Origin of the sequence: Pseudomonas sp. R3-18-08 (assembly GCF_003852065.1) — a bacterium.
GTDB lineage: Bacteria > Pseudomonadota > Gammaproteobacteria > Pseudomonadales > Pseudomonadaceae > Aquipseudomonas.
In genome coordinates this window covers 1,654,451-1,669,226 of sequence record NZ_CP027729.1, presented here as the reverse complement: position 1 = coordinate 1,669,226, position 14,776 = coordinate 1,654,451, and the positions used below count along the sequence as shown (strand labels likewise).

General features: G+C 59.8%; 11 protein-coding genes. 3 read left to right on the top strand and 8 right to left on the bottom strand.

The genetic code is table 11. The features are described 5' to 3' along the window. Positions 1 to 4: 4 nt before the first annotated feature. Positions 5 to 2,695, top strand: coding sequence for a DEAD/DEAH box helicase (locus tag C4J92_RS07610; RefSeq protein ID WP_124403422.1), 2,691 nt, complete (start codon positions 5 to 7; stop codon positions 2,693 to 2,695). Positions 2,696 to 2,807: 112 nt separating this feature from the next. On the opposite strand, the gene C4J92_RS07605 is transcribed toward C4J92_RS07610, so the two are convergent. The 3 genes from C4J92_RS07605 to C4J92_RS07595 all read right to left on the bottom strand — a co-directional run bounded on the left by C4J92_RS07605 (position 2,808) and on the right by C4J92_RS07595 (position 8,093). Next, positions 2,808 to 6,113: a DEAD/DEAH box helicase gene (locus C4J92_RS07605; RefSeq protein ID WP_124403421.1), complete on the bottom strand. Its 3,306-nt coding sequence runs from the start codon at positions 6,111 to 6,113 to the stop codon at positions 2,808 to 2,810. A gap of 126 nt (positions 6,114 to 6,239) precedes the next feature. Further along, on the bottom strand, positions 6,240 to 7,250 hold the full coding sequence (gene nagZ, locus C4J92_RS07600) for a beta-N-acetylhexosaminidase (protein ID WP_124403420.1): 1,011 nt from the start codon (positions 7,248 to 7,250) through the stop codon (positions 6,240 to 6,242). A gap of 135 nt (positions 7,251 to 7,385) precedes the next feature. Then, positions 7,386 to 8,093 carry a TetR/AcrR family transcriptional regulator gene (locus C4J92_RS07595; RefSeq protein WP_124370034.1) on the bottom strand — a complete coding sequence of 236 codons (708 nt, stop codon included), beginning with the start codon at positions 8,091 to 8,093 and terminating at the stop codon, positions 7,386 to 7,388. A 263-nt stretch (positions 8,094 to 8,356) separates the two neighbouring features. Here C4J92_RS07595 and lexA point away from each other — a divergent pair, with 263 nt between their 5' ends. Then, entirely contained in the window at positions 8,357 to 8,965 is a 609-nt protein-coding gene (gene lexA, locus C4J92_RS07590) for a transcriptional repressor LexA (protein ID WP_124403419.1), read from the top strand. 10 nt (positions 8,966 to 8,975) lie between these two features. After that, a complete protein-coding gene (gene sulA, locus C4J92_RS07585) occupies positions 8,976 to 9,449 on the top strand; it encodes an SOS-induced cell division inhibitor SulA (RefSeq protein ID WP_124366271.1) in 474 nt (157 codons plus the stop codon). Between the two features lie 23 nt (positions 9,450 to 9,472). Here the strand turns inward: sulA and C4J92_RS07580 are convergent, their stop codons facing one another. The 5 genes from C4J92_RS07580 to fadA all read right to left on the bottom strand — a co-directional run bounded on the left by C4J92_RS07580 (position 9,473) and on the right by fadA (position 14,771). Then, positions 9,473 to 9,706 (bottom strand): hypothetical protein, encoded by a 234-nt coding sequence (locus tag C4J92_RS07580; RefSeq protein ID WP_124361797.1) that lies wholly within the window; start codon positions 9,704 to 9,706, stop codon positions 9,473 to 9,475. Positions 9,707 to 9,769: 63 nt separating this feature from the next. After that, positions 9,770 to 10,291: a DUF6586 family protein gene (locus C4J92_RS07575; RefSeq protein ID WP_124403418.1), complete on the bottom strand. Its 522-nt coding sequence runs from the start codon at positions 10,289 to 10,291 to the stop codon at positions 9,770 to 9,772. Positions 10,292 to 10,527: 236 nt separating this feature from the next. Then, entirely contained in the window at positions 10,528 to 13,149 is a 2,622-nt protein-coding gene (gene topA / locus C4J92_RS07570) for a type I DNA topoisomerase (RefSeq protein WP_124366269.1), read from the bottom strand. Positions 13,150 to 13,263: 114 nt separating this feature from the next. Then, positions 13,264 to 13,500: a DUF1653 domain-containing protein gene (locus C4J92_RS07565; RefSeq protein WP_124361794.1), complete on the bottom strand. Its 237-nt coding sequence runs from the start codon at positions 13,498 to 13,500 to the stop codon at positions 13,264 to 13,266. A 95-nt stretch (positions 13,501 to 13,595) separates the two neighbouring features. Beyond that, positions 13,596 to 14,771: an acetyl-CoA C-acyltransferase FadA gene (gene fadA / locus C4J92_RS07560; protein WP_124361793.1), complete on the bottom strand. Its 1,176-nt coding sequence runs from the start codon at positions 14,769 to 14,771 to the stop codon at positions 13,596 to 13,598. Between the last annotated feature and the right edge of the window lie 5 nt (positions 14,772 to 14,776).

The window sequence follows — 14,776 nt, the reverse complement described above, 5'->3', positions numbered from 1 at the left end:
CGCCATGCCCCTGACAGCGTCGCTGACCAAACCCCTGGCCCCTTCGTGGGCCAATCGCTTCAAAGAGCAAAGCCTGGAGCGCGGGCGGCGTTACGCGCTGGAGAACCGAGTGCGCATCGTCGAATCCGGCGACAGCACCATCACCGCCAGTTGCGAAGGTTCGGGCGGCAACGTCTACCGGCAGACCATTTCGTTGCGCGAATCGGCCAAGGGCATGCTGATTCTGGTGGACAGCCGCTGCACCTGCCCGGTGCACACCAATTGCAAGCATATTGCTGCGGTGCTGCTCAAGGTGCAGGAAACCCTGGCCTACCCGGCGGCGGCTCAGGATGCCGAGCTGCTGGGAAAATTGCAGGCGGTATTGGATAACCGCGTGGTGCTGCCGCAGGTGGTCATGGAGGATGTACGCCCTGTACCGCGCCTGTGGCTGGCCAGCGTGGAGTTCAGCGCGTTCGAGCCGCGCAATGGCAAGATGCAGCGTTACATCCAGCATCGTGCGGCGCTGTCGTTCAACTATCTGGGTAACTATGTCAGCGGGCAAAAGAACGCCGATATCATCGTGCGCCAGGAAACCCAGAGCCTGCGCATCAAACGCCATCCCGAGCTGGAACAGCCCTACCGCGAACACCTGCGCCTGCTTGGGTTCAAGATCGCCACGCGCCAGAGCAAGGCCCTGCCGGAAAGCGCCGGCGAGCTGTTCGAGATGGTCAATGACAGCGCCTGGTTGAATTTCACCCTCAACGCGTCCCCTGCGCTGCGGGCCGAGGGTTGGGAGCTGCAAATCGACGAAGACTTCGGTTTCGACCTCAGCCCGGTGGACGACTGGTACGCCAGCGTCGATGAAGCCCCCGAGCGGGACTGGTTCGATCTGGAGCTGGGTATCATCGTCAACGGCGAACGGCTGAGCCTGCTGCCAATCCTGCTGAATTTGATGCGCTCCCACACCGAAATCCTCAACCCGGAAAAACTCGCACGGCGCCGCGATGATGAATTGATCCTAGTGAACATTCCCGGCTTGCCCAACGGCCACGGTCCACTGCAAGTGGCGCTGCCCTACGGGCGATTGAAGCCGGTACTGGCGACCCTCGGCGAGTTCTACCTGCAGGAACCCGGCACCACCACATTGCGCCTGGCCAAGGCCGATGCGGTCCGCTTGAACCCGTTGGAAGATCTGCCACTGCAGTGGGAAGGCGGCGAGAAAATCCGCAACTTCGCCCAGCGCCTGCGGGATATCAAGGATTTCACCTGCGTGGCGCCTGAAGGCTTGAATGCGACCCTGCGTCCGTATCAACTGGAAGGCCTGAGCTGGATGCAGTCGCTGCGCCAATTGGAAGTGGGCGGGATTCTCGCGGACGACATGGGCCTGGGTAAAACCTTGCAAACCCTGGCGCATATTCTTACGGAAAAAAATGCAGGACGGCTGAATCGTCCGTGCATGGTGGTCATGCCCACCAGCCTGATCCCCAACTGGCTGGATGAGGCCGCGCATTTCACCCCGCAACTGCGGGTGCAGGCGCTGTACGGCGCAGGGCGTAAGAAACATTTCGCCAATCTGCAGGACTATGACCTGCTGTTGACCACCTACGCGCTGCTGCCCAAGGACATCGACACCCTCGCCGCCCTGCCCTTGCATGTGCTGATCCTCGATGAAGCCCAGTACATCAAGAACCCCACCAGCAAGGCGGCGCAAGCGGCTCGCGAGCTGAATGCGCGGCAGCGCCTGTGCCTGAGCGGCACGCCGCTGGAAAACCACCTGGGCGAGTTATGGTCGTTGTTCCACTTCCTGTTGCCGGGCTGGCTCGGCGATGTGAAAAGCTTCAACCGCGATTACCGCGTCCCCATTGAAAAACGCGCCAGTGAGGTGCGTTTGCAGCACCTCAACGGCCGGATCAAGCCGTTCCTGCTGCGCCGCACCAAGGAACAGGTGGCAACGGAACTGCCGCCCAAGACCGAGATTATCCACTGGGTCGACCTTAACGAAGCGCAGCGCGACGTCTATGAAACCATGCGCCTGGCCATGGATAAAAAGGTCCGCGACGAGATCACCCGCAAGGGCGTGGCGCGCAGCCAGATCATCATCCTTGAGGCACTGCTCAAACTGCGCCAAGTGTGCTGCGATTTGCGCCTGGTCAACGATGCCGCCCTGCCCGCCCGCGGCAGCAGCTCGGGCAAGCTCGACAGCTTGATGCAGATGCTCGAGGAATTGTTTGCCGAGGGCCGGCGGATCCTGCTGTTCTCGCAGTTCACCTCAATGTTGAGTCTGATCGAGGCTGAACTCAAGCAGCGCAAAATCGCCTACGCCTTGCTGACCGGCCAGACCCGTGATCGGCGCACACCGGTGAAGGAATTCCAGAGCGGCAAGCTGCAGATTTTTCTGATCAGCCTGAAAGCCGGCGGCGTCGGCCTGAACCTGACCGAAGCCGACACCGTGATCCACTACGACCCATGGTGGAACCCGGCAACCGAAAACCAGGCCACCGACCGCGCCTACCGCATCGGGCAAGAGAAGCCGGTGTTCGTCTACAAGATGATTGCCCGAGGCACGGTAGAGGAGAAAATCCAGCACTTGCAGAAAGAAAAATCCGACCTGGCGGCGGGTGTGCTGGATGGGCGTTCGACCGGGGATTGGCAGTTGGGTAATGAGGATATCGAGGCGCTGTTTGCACCGCTGCCGAATAAGCAAGAGAAGCGCTGACTGTCGGATCGCCATCGGGGGCAAGCCCCCTTTCACACTTGACCGCGTTCACCCTGAAGAAAAGCGGTCAAATGTGGGAGTGGGCTTGCCCGCGACGGGCGCGCCGCGGTCGTTAGCCAGGCAACGGCGCAAACAGCGCCTCGATATCCCGCTGCTCCAGCTTCCAGCCCGCACTGGCGCCCCCTTCAAGCACGCCGTCGGCCAGCGCTGCCTTTTCCAATTGCAACGCCTGAATCTTTTCTTCCACCGTACCTCGGGCAATCATCTTGTAGACGAATACCGGCTTATCCTGCCCGATCCGGTAGGCCCGGTCGGTGGCCTGGTTTTCCACGGCCGGGTTCCACCAGGGGTCGTAATGAATCACCGTATCCGCGGCCGTCAGGTTCAAGCCGGTCCCGCCCGCTTTCAGACTGATCAGGAACAACGGCGTCTTGCCGTCCTGGAAATTCTTCACCGGTGTGCGCCGGTCCAGGGTTTCACCGGTCAGGATTGAATAGTCGACCTGACGCTGCTTCAGTTCCTCTTCGATTAATGCCAGCATCGAGGTGAACTGCGAAAAGAGCAGGACGCGCCGTCCCTCGCTGAGCAACTCTTCGAGCATCTCCATCAAACTGCCGAGTTTGCCAGTACCGGCCCGGGCCGGTTTGGAGGCGGGTGCAGTCTTGACCAGGCGCAAGTCGCAGCAGACCTGGCGCAACTTGAGCAGCGCTTCGAGAATGATGATTTGGCTGCGGGCGACACCATGCCGGGTGATCTCGTCGCGAACCTTCTTGTCCATCGCCACACGCACGGTTTCATACACGTCACGCTGGGCGTCGCTCAAGTCCACCCAGTGCACGATCTCGGTCTTGGGCGGCAGCTCGGTGGCCACCTGTTCTTTTTTGCGGCGCAACAGGAAGGGTTTGATCCTCGCCGTCAGGTGCTGCATGCGTTGCGCATTGCCGTGCTTTTCAATCGGCGTGCGGTAATCGCGATTGAAGGTTTTACTATCGCCCAGCCATCCCGGCAACAGGAAGTGAAACAGCGACCAGAGTTCGCCCAAATGGTTTTCCAACGGCGTCCCGCTCAGGCACAGCCGTTGGCCGGCATCCAGTTGGCGAGCGGCCTGGGCCGCCTTGCTGTTGGGATTCTTGATATTTTGCGCTTCGTCGAGGATCAGCACGCTCCAGCGCTGCGGCTGCAGGACCTCAAGGTCTCGCGGCAACAGCGCGTAGGTGGTGAGTACCAGGTCGTAATCGGTCAAGCGCGTGAAGTCGGCCTGACGCTGTGCACCGTGCAGCGCCAGGACTCTGAGCTGCGGCGTGAACCGTGCGGCTTCGTCGATCCAGTTCGGGATCAGGCTGGTAGGCATTACGGCTAACGCGGGCATTTGCAATCGCCCTGCCTGTTTTTCCACGAGCAGGTGCGCAAGGGTTTGTAGGGTTTTGCCCAGGCCCATGTCATCCCCAAGAATCCCGCCGACTTCCAGCTCGCGCAACGTTTGCATCCAGTTCAGGCCTTCGAGTTGATAGCCACGAAGTTCGGCTTTCAGGCCCTCGGGGGCAGAGACCTGGGCCTGGGTAGAGCCCTTGAGACGCTGGGCGAAATCACGCAATCGCTCGCCACCGCGCCACACCAAGGGCATGGCGTCCAGATGACTGAGCCGAGCCGCATCGGGCGCGCTCAGCCGCAATGCATCACCTTGGGGGGCGCGCAGGTAGAGTTCGCCGAGGGTCGCCATCAGAGGTTTGATACGACCGTAGGGCAGCGCAACTTTGATATGAGTGCGGGCATCCAGACTGACCAACACGCGCTCATCATCATCACGTTCGGCCATGTAGGTGGCATCAAGCAGTTTGGGTTGACGCCGCATCAAGTCGAGCATGATGGGCAACAGGCTGTGCCGCTCGCCATTGACCTCAATGCCCAGCTCAAGGTTGAACCACTCGTGACCGGGTGACTCTTCAATGTCCGCGTACCAGCCGTCAACAGCCTCCACATTGTAATAAAACCCCGGGTGAATGACGACTTCCCACCCTGCTTCACGCAGAACCGACAGCTGGCTTTCAACAAAAGCCAGCCAGGCTTCATCGTTGGGTAGATCGAACATCTCTCCTGCACCGACAGGCAGTGCACCGCTTTTGCGATTGACCGTTTTAAAGCCGATTTTCGTGAGCGTCTTGCGCAAGGCTTTTTCAGCTGCGGGCTTGCGTTGGATGCGTTGGGTTTCGGTGCCGTTGAGAAACAGGATGTCCTCAGTGCCCTTGCCGCTGACCAGGCTTGTGTCGTAACGAAAAGCCAGGGCGGCGCGGTGTTCCAGGGCGGGCATCCGCCGATAGTCGACCTGGCTGTACACGTAGGATTCGTCGCTTCCCAATGTAAGACACCCTTGGGGCTCCAACGTATCCACGACGCGCTCGGTCAGCTCGCGTGGCGGAGGAATCGCCTTGGACGCCGCGCTGATGCGATGACTGAATAATGCGACTTGATCAGCTGGAATCATCGGCAAGCCGCAAAGATGCAGGGCCAGGTTCTCATCCAGCCCATGCTCGAGCACCCCGATTTCCATGTTGTCGAGGTCAAGATAGTGAAGCGGTTTGAGCGGCAACACATCGTCCAACTCACGTCCGTCGCTGATCCAGCAGGGAATGTAATTGCCGTCGGGCAACACGGCCCAGTCGAAGCGAGCAGCGCGGGCCGGGCCAGGGTTGAGCGCCAGTCCTGCGCCCAGCTCCAGAAACAGGCGCTGGGTTTTTAACGCCAATTGGAGAATTTCGGCCCCCGTCTCGCCGGCCAACTGAAAACTGCTGCCATAGTTACCATAAGATCGGCCCAACAACAGCAATCGACCAATGCGTGTATCCAGCTCATGCATATAGCCAGGGGCACGCCGTAATACCTCATCCATCGAGTGCAGAGGCTTGATATCGCTGTACTCGCCTTTTTTCGTCACGCGCGCCCGATACACCTCCAATGACCAGCCACTGGAATAAACATCAGGAGTGATTTGGTACAGCAAACAAGTGCCGGTGTTCTTGGGCTGAGCCTCACCCGGCGGGGTGGGCTTGGGGATACTTTCGAGCCAGTTTTCGAGCTGCGGACTCAGGCGGTCACCCACCGGCTTCTTCGGCTCGTTCAGCTCTTCGTACAGCGCAGTCAACGTAAACAAGACCGCAGCCGCGTGCTTGCAATTGATCGCCACCGGGCAAGAACACACACAGATGATGCCCGGTCGACGGGATGCTGCACTCTCCAGGGTAATCGACAGGCTGTAGACATTACGCCCAGACCCCCTGCAATGCGCGATCAGCCTGTGATGCCCGAATTCTTTTATTTCAAGACGATTTTCGCCAGCGTAATCAAACCCACGCTCCAGCGAGCGAGGTTCAAAGTACGCTTGCCAATCCAACTCGACGATACGTGCAATCAGGTCATTCATGGAGCAGAACTCTAGCGGTCAGCAACGGGTTTTAAAGCAGGGCAACTCCTACACTGCGGTAAGAGACAACCACAGCCACATTCGGACGCTTCCTACACCAAGCCTCTTTAACAGCACAGGCGACGTTTATTCAATCAGTTGAGCGTCTCGCAACGCTGTGAGGGCCGTCAGCCAGCGTGGATCCTGTTTGTAATCAGTCGATGCAACCGCCTGCCCACGCATACGCGCAATGCGAGCCGACGACGTGACCTTCATCCGCTGGGCTGCAGTCAGTGCAAGCTCGGCAGCCGCACGGTCATTGCACACCAGCCCCATGTCACAACCAGCAGTGAGTGCCGCCTCGATCCGACTGGCCGCATCACCCACCACATGGGCACCGGCCATGGACAGGTCATCACTGAAAATCACCCCGTCGAACTGCAGCTCACCGCGCAGGATGTCCTGCAACCAGCGGCGTGAGAAGCCGGCGGGCTGGCTGTCCACCTGCGGGTAGATCACATGCGCGGGCATCACGGCGGCCAATTGCTTGCTCAGGCGTGCGAAAGGCACCAGGTCATTGGCGCGAATCTGTTCCAGGCTGCGCTCGTCGTTGGGAATCGCGACGTGGGAATCGGCCTCGGCCCAACCGTGACCCGGAAAGTGCTTGCCGGTGGCGGCCATGCCCGCGCTGTTCATGCCGCGGATAAAGGCACCGGCGAGTACGGCGGCGCGCTCGGGGTCGCCTTCGAACGAGCGGGTGCCGACCACGGCGCTGCGCTGGTAATCCAGGTCGAGCACTGGAGCGAAGCTGAGGTCCAGGCCCACGGCGAGTACTTCGGTGGCCATGATCCAGCCACATTGTTCGGCCAGGTACTCGGCGTTGGGGTTATCCGCCAGCGCGCGCATGGCCGGCAAGCGCACAAAGCCTTGGCGCAGGCGCTGCACGCGGCCGCCTTCCTGGTCGACCGCCAGCAGCAGGTCCGGGCGCACCGCACGAATCGCTGCGCTCAATTCGCGGACCTGGCGTGGGTGTTCGATGTTGCGCGCAAAGATGATCAAGCCGCCCACTTCAGGTTGGCGCAACAGATGGCGATCCTCGGCCGTCAGCCAGGTACCGGCAACGTCAACCATCAAAGAACCTTGCAGGGCAGCAGTCATAAACCTTCCTTAAATAACGCGCACAACCCGTCATCCCTACCGGTTACGGTAAGCACGACGGGTTGCGCGTAAATAGCTGAAATCGGCATGGCGGCTAGCTTAGCGGATGCAAGCGGCCGCGCACACCCGCAGCGGTCAAACCTTGGCGAGGCTGGGTGTGGATTTGCTGCGCGGGCGCAATTGAGCCACGGCCATGGCCTGATCGGTCACACCGGTTTCAGCGCGCATGCCGGCGGCGAGGAATGGCACCATCAGGCGCATCACCTGTTCGATGGAGGTGTTGACGCCGAAATCGGTCTCGGCAATCGCGCGCAGCGCCTTGATCCCGGACATGCTGAAGGCCGCAGCGCCGAGCATGAAGTGCACGCGCCAGAACAGCTCGATGGGTGGGATACGCGGGGCAGCTTCATTGACCAACAACATATAGCGACGAAACACTTTGCCGTACATGTCTTCCAGGTAACGACGCAGGTGGCCCTGGCTCTGACTGAACGCCAGGCCCAATAGACGCATGAAAATAGACAGGTCGTTGCCGCTGCGCGGCTGAACCACCAGGGCTTGCTCGACCAGGATCTCCAAAAGCTCTTCCAGGCTTGGCTTGTTATCCGCCTTGGCCTGGCGACGCTCCAGCTCGCGATCAAGACTGGCACAGAACGGCCCCAGGAAGCGCGAGAACACCGCCTGGATCAGGGCTTTTTTTGAGCCGAAATGATAGTTCACGGCGGCGAGGTTAACCCCAGCCTTGCTGGTGATCAGCCGCAATGAAGTTTCAGCAAATCCTTTTTCCGCGAACAATTGCTCGGCAGCATCGAGAATGCGTTCAACGGTTTCCGACTGGGCCATGGCTACTCCGCCTGACAAACACTTGTTTGAAACATACGTTTCAGGGTATGTCTTGTCAAGCCTGCGGGTCCGTTTTCCGGCCGGGCAGTCATCTATTTCGTCGCTATTTAATCACATCCTTCACGGTCTGTAGGCAGCGCTATCTCTGCCTCGTATCGAGAGTGGTGGATGACCGTCCAGCGGAGCCGTACAAAAGGATGATTGCCAAGCGCCGTCCACTGTATATAATCCCAGTCACTGTATAAAAAGACAGAGCGATCAACATGCTAAAACTGACGCCACGCCAAGCTGAGATTCTGGCTTTTATCAAGCGCTGCCTTGATGACAACGGTTACCCACCGACACGCGCCGAAATTGCGCTGGAGCTGGGTTTCAAGTCTCCCAACGCTGCCGAAGAACACCTCAAGGCCCTCGCGCGCAAAGGCGCGATCGAGATGACCCCTGGGGCTTCGCGCGGTATTCGCATCCCTGGCTTCGAAGCCAAGGCCGACGAATCGACACTGCCGATCATCGGTCGAGTGGCCGCCGGTGCGCCGATCCTGGCGCAACAGCACGTCGAGGAATCCTGCAACATCAACCCAACCTTCTTCCATCCGCGCGCCGATTACCTGTTGCGGGTGCACGGCATGAGCATGAAGGACGTGGGTATTTTCGACGGCGACCTGCTGGCCGTTCACACCACCCGCGAAGCCCGCAATGGCCAGATCGTCGTGGCGCGGATCGGCGATGAAGTCACCGTCAAGCGCTTCAAGCGTGAAGGCAGCAAGGTCTGGCTCCTGGCCGAAAACCCGGAGTTCGCGCCGATTGAAGTGAACTTGAAAGACCAGGACCTGATGATCGAAGGCTTGAGTGTCGGCGTCATTCGCCGCTAAAGGAGACATCATGCAGCTCGTGCACACCCCACAACACACACAACTGTCGCTGTTCGAGGCCTTCATGGCTCAACCCCTTGCGCCCATCCTCAAGGAAACGGTCGAGGCTCCATGGAGCTGCGAACCTGAGGTATTCAGTGAATTGTCGTTGCGTGGGGCTGCCGGGAGCTGCTTGAGCCTGCTGGCGCCGATCCTGCGCGAACTCAGTGAGGAGCAGGACGCGCGCTGGTTGACGCTGATCGCCCCGCCCGCCAGCCTGACCCAGGCTTGGCTGCGGGATGCCGGCCTCAACCGTGAGCGTATTCTGTTGCTGCAGCCACGGGGCACGCAAAGTGCCCAGCAATTGACCTGCGAAGCCTTGCGCCTGGGCCGTAGCCATACGGTGGTGAGCTGGCTGAACCCGTTGAATGCAACGGCCAAGCAGCAGCTGATCAGCGCCGCGCACACGGGCGATGCGCAGAGCTTGAATATTCGACTGGGGTAAGAAGTGAGCGGGTTACCCAGGGCTCAGTGCAGAACCTTTGGGCCATCCTCCTTCTCCGGCTCGCCTTCAGCCAGGCGACCGGCCATTTGCACGCCAACGCTCAACATCGCTTTAGCCACTTCCACATGCTGGCCTTGCAGGAAGGCTTTTGCGTCTTCGGAAAAGTCCAGGATGACCAGAGAACCTTCGTCCTCGGCCCGACGCAGCTCGATTCGGCCGTCAGGCAGTTCAACAATTTCCAGAAAGGACGTTGGCATAAAAGTCTGTTCTCCACGAAAGCGCGGGATTATATCAGTGTTGTCGCGTGCAGGCGTGCCCGCTCAGCACTCGCTCAAACCTTCGCGAAAGCGCAACGCCAGCTTTTTAAGCTCCTGACGCCAGCTTTCCAGCTCTTGCCGGCTCAAAGGCTGAGGCTCATCCGCCTCCAATGCAACCGCCACGATCAATGGCTGCGTCACATCACCCTTGGGTACATGGGGAACGCGGGGCGGTTGGAACATGTCGGCATGCGCCTTGAGCAGGCGTGCTACCCAACTGTCCGGGCTCTGGGCCATTTCCACCAGCTCGGCCAATTCCGGGATAGCCATGGTTTCCAACACGTCTCGGGCCATGATCATTTCCGCGCGGGGCGAACCGGCCTGGGGCAAGCGGTAGAACCCGGCGATTTCATGGCATAACCCCAGCAAAGCGCCGTACAGGTGAAACAGAGCGGCTTCACGCCCCGCCTGGACCAGCGCGATGGCATTCATCTCCTTGCCCGCCTCGGCACGACCAAGGGCTTCCAGGGATAACCCCGCGAAGTAAATTTTCTGGTTGGTACGGGTATAGAGTTCGTTGGCCATGACGGCAATCTCCACAACGAATGAGGCGTGATGCTGGCTGTGTAGGAGCGAGCTTGCTCGCGAAAAACCTGAGAGCACCACTGTGTATCAGATTTCTCGCGTTATCGTTAACTGCAAGTGCCATTAGGCAGATCCAAATGTGGGAGGGGGCTTGCTCCCGATGGCGATGCATCAGTCATAGGTATGTTGACTGATACACCGCTATCGGGAGCAAGCCCCCCTCCCACATTGGACTATCAAGCGCCCTGACGCTTGTCCTCGACCTTCCACTTGCCGCCGTCATAGAACGCTTTCCAGCCGGTAGGCTTGCCGTCGACTTCGGTCTGCACGTACTGCTCCTTGGTTTTGCGGCTATAGCGGATCACGGCTGGGCGACCATCCGGGTCCTTCTTCGGCGCTTCACACAGGAAGTGGTACTTCGGATCGATCTCATCCTTGTGCGGTACGATTTCCAGCACCAGCGGGGCACGGGTCTCGCGGTTTTTCGGGAACTGGCTGGCCGCCAGGAACAGGCCCGAAGCCCCGTCGCGCAGGATGTAGGTGTCGTTGACCTTCTCGCACTTGAGTTCAGGCATCTTCACCGGGTCCATCTTCGGCGGCGCCGCGTCACCGCTCTTCAGCAGTTTGCGGGTGTTCTTGCAGGTTGGGTTGGTGCAACCGAAGAACTTGCCGAAACGGCCGGTCTTGAGCTGCATTTCGCTGCCGCACTTGTCGCACTCCAGGCTCGGACCTTCGTAGCCTTTGATGCGGTAGGTGCCCTCTTCAATCTCGTAACCGTTGCAATCCGGGTTGTTACCGCAGATGTGCAGCTTATGCTTTTCATCCAGCAGGTAAGCGTCCATCGCCGTGCTGCAGATCGGGCAACGGTGCTTGCCACGCAACACCAGCGACTCGGATTCACCCTCGTCATCCGCCGCGATTTCATCGCCCGGCACCAGGTTGACGGTGGCCTTGCAGCGCTCTTTGGGCGGCAGGCTGTAGCCCGAGCATCCCAGGAACACGCCGGTGGACGCTGTACGAATCTGCATCGGCCGGCCGCAGGTGAGGCACGGAATGTCGGTCATGACCGGCTGGTTGGCACGCATGCCGCTCTCAGGGCTCTCGGCCACTTCGAGTTTTTTCTTGAAGTCGCCGTAGAACTCGTCCAGCACGCTCTTCCAGTCGCGTTCGCCCTGGGCCACGTCATCGAGGTTCTCTTCCATGCCGGCGGTGAAGCCGTAGTCCATCAGGTTGGAGAAACTCTCGGACAGACGTTCGGTGACGATGTCACCCATTTTTTCCGAATAGAAGCGGCGGTTGTGCAGCGCCACGTAGCCACGGTCCTGGATGGTGGAGATGATCGCCGCATAGGTCGAAGGACGACCGATGCCGCGTTTCTCCATCTCTTTTACCAGGCTGGCTTCCGAGTAACGCGCCGGCGGCTTGGTGAAGTGCTGGGACGGGTCAAGCTTGATCAGCTTCAACGTATCGCCCTGGGCCATGTCCGGCAGCACATCGTCGTCGCCAGGCTTGGCGATTTGCGGCATTACACGGGTATAACCGTCGAACTTGAGGATCCGGCCCTTGGCACGCAGCTCAAAGTCGCCCGCCCCCACGCTGACGGTGGTGGACAGGTATTGCGCCGGCAGCATCTGGCAGGCCAGGAACTGGCGCCAGATCAGTTCGTAGAGGCGCTCGGCGTCGCGTTCCATGCCGCTCAGCTTGCTCGGCTCGGTATTGGCGTCGGAAGGACGAATCGCTTCGTGAGCCTCCTGGGCGCCTTCCTTGCTGCTGTAGACGTTCGGCTTTTCCGGCAGGTACTTCTTGCCGAACTCGCTTTCGATATAAGTACGCGCCATCGCCACCGCGTCTTGCGACAGGTTGGTGGAGTCGGTACGCATGTAAGTGATATAGCCGGCTTCGTACAGACGCTGGGCCATCATCATGGTTTTCTTCACACCGAAGCCCAGGCGGTTGCTCGCGGCCTGCTGCAGGGTGGAGGTGATGAACGGTGCCGACGGCTTGCTGCTGGTCGGCTTGTCTTCGCGCTTGACGATGCTGTAGCTGGAGGCCTTGAGCTTCTCCAGCGCGGCCATGGCCTGGGCTTCGTTCAGCGGCTTGAAGGCTTCGCCTTTTTCGCGGGCCACTTCAAAGCGCACGTTGTTGCCCTTGGCAGTGCCGAGGTCAGCGTGGACTTCCCAATATTCTTCGGGGTTGAACGCACGAATCTCGCGCTCACGCTCCACCACCAGCTTCACCGCCACCGACTGCACACGGCCGGCGGACAGGCCACGGGCGATTTTTGCCCACAGCAGCGGCGAGACCATGTAGCCCACGACGCGGTCGAGGAAGCGCCGCGCCTGCTGGGCGTTGACGCGGTCGATGTCCAGCTCGCCCGGCTTGGAGAAGGCTTCCTGAATGGCTTTCTTGGTGATTTCGTTAAACACCACGCGCTTGTAGCGGCTGTCATCACCGCCGATGGCTTCGCGCAGGTGCCAGGCAATGGCTTCCCCTTCGCGGTCCAAGTCGGTTGCGAGATAGATGGTGTCGGCATCTTTGGCGAGCCGGCGCAGCTCTTCGATGACCTTTTCCTTGCCCGGAAGGATTTCGTACTTGGCCTTCCAGCCATGATCCGGGTCCACACCCATGCGCGAGACCAGCTGCTTGCGCGCTTTCTCTTTAGGCGTGAGCACCGGACCTTCGCCCGCGGCCGCCTTGCCGCGCTTGGCGGCAGGCTCCTTGCTGGCGCTAGCCGAACCGCTGGTGGGCAGGTCTCGGATATGGCCGATACTCGACTTCACCACGTACTCGTTGCCCAAGTACTTGTTGATGGTCTTGGCCTTAGCCGGGGATTCCACAATGACCAGCGATTTGCCCATGGATCGGAAAATTCCTGAATTCGAGAAGTGAAAGGCAGTTGGCGCCTGTCGCGGCAACGCTATATATAGTGGCAACAAGGTGAGGTCAAGCGCAGCATTTTGCGCGACCCGTCGTTATTGCCCTTTAAAAAGACTGGGTTCGGCCTGGACCAAAGCAAAGCGCGGGACCTGCTCGCCGTCAACCTCGACGGTCTCCAGGAACATGCTCAACGGGCGTACCCAAAAGCCGTAATCGCCATACAGCGCTTGGTAGAACACCATTTCTTCTTCGGTCTCGGAGTGCTGCGCCACGCTGAAAACGCGGTACTGCGGCCCCTTGTAATGCTGGTAGAGCCCGGGTTCGACTTTCATGCTCTGGCCCTCTTACAAAATTTATTGAAAAAAAATTAAAAATTCCAAAAAACAAAAACCGGGGCACTGGGCCCCGGCTTCCGTCAACCCAACGCTTAGACGCGTTCGAAGACGGTGGTAATGCCTTGGCCGAGACCAATGCACATGGTTGCAACCCCAAGGTTACCGCCATTTTGCTTCATCACGTTCAGCAATGTGCCGGAGATGCGGGCACCGGAGCAACCGAATGGGTGGCCCAGGGCAATCGCGCCGCCGTGCAGGTTAACCTTCTCATTCATCTTGTCGAGTACTTTCAAATCTTTCAGCACTGGCAGGGCCTGTGCGGCGAAAGCTTCGTTGAGCTCGAAGAAGTCGATATCGGAGATGGTCAGGCCCGCGCGCTTCAAGGCTTTTTGTGTGGCCGGTACTGGACCATAGCCCATGATCGCCGGGTCCACACCCGCCACGGCCATCGAACGGATCACCGCCAGCGGCTGGATGCCCAGGTCCTGGGCACGCTGCGCCGACATCACGATCATGCACGAAGCACCGTCGGTGATTTGCGACGACGTACCGGCAGTCACGGTGCCGCCCTTTGGATTGAAGGCAGGCTTGAGCGCCGCCAGGCTTTCCAGGGTGGTGTCCGGACGAATGGTTTCGTCGTAATCGAACAGTTTCAGGAAACCGTTCTCGTCGTAGCCGTTCATCGGGATGATTTCATCCTTGAACTTGCCTTCCACCGTCGCCTTGTGGGCGAGTTGGTGGGAGCGCAGGCCGAACGCGTCCTGGGCTTCGCGGGTAATGCCGTGCATCTTGCCGAGCATTTCTGCGGTCAGGCCCATCATGCCCGAGGCTTTTGCCGCGTACAGCGACATGTGCGGGTTAGGGTCGACGCCGTGCATCATGCTGACGTGGCCCATGTGCTCCACGCCGCCGACCACGAACACATCACCGTTACCGGTCATGATTGCCTGGGCGGCCGTGTGCAGCGCGCTCATCGACGAACCGCACAGGCGGCTGACGGTTTGGCCGGCCGCGGTGTGCGGGATCTGGGTCATCAAGGAGGCCATGCGCGCGATGTTCCAGCCCTGCTCCAGGGTCTGGTTCACACAGCCCCAGATCACGTCTTCGACTTCGTTTGGATCAACCTTGACGTTGCGTTCCAGCAGCTTGCTGATCAGGTGCGCCGACATGTCTTCGGCGCGGGTATTGCGGTGCATGCCGCCCTTGGAGCGGCCCATCGGCGTACGACCGAAGTCGACGATCACGACGTCTCTTGGATTCAAGCTCATAAATA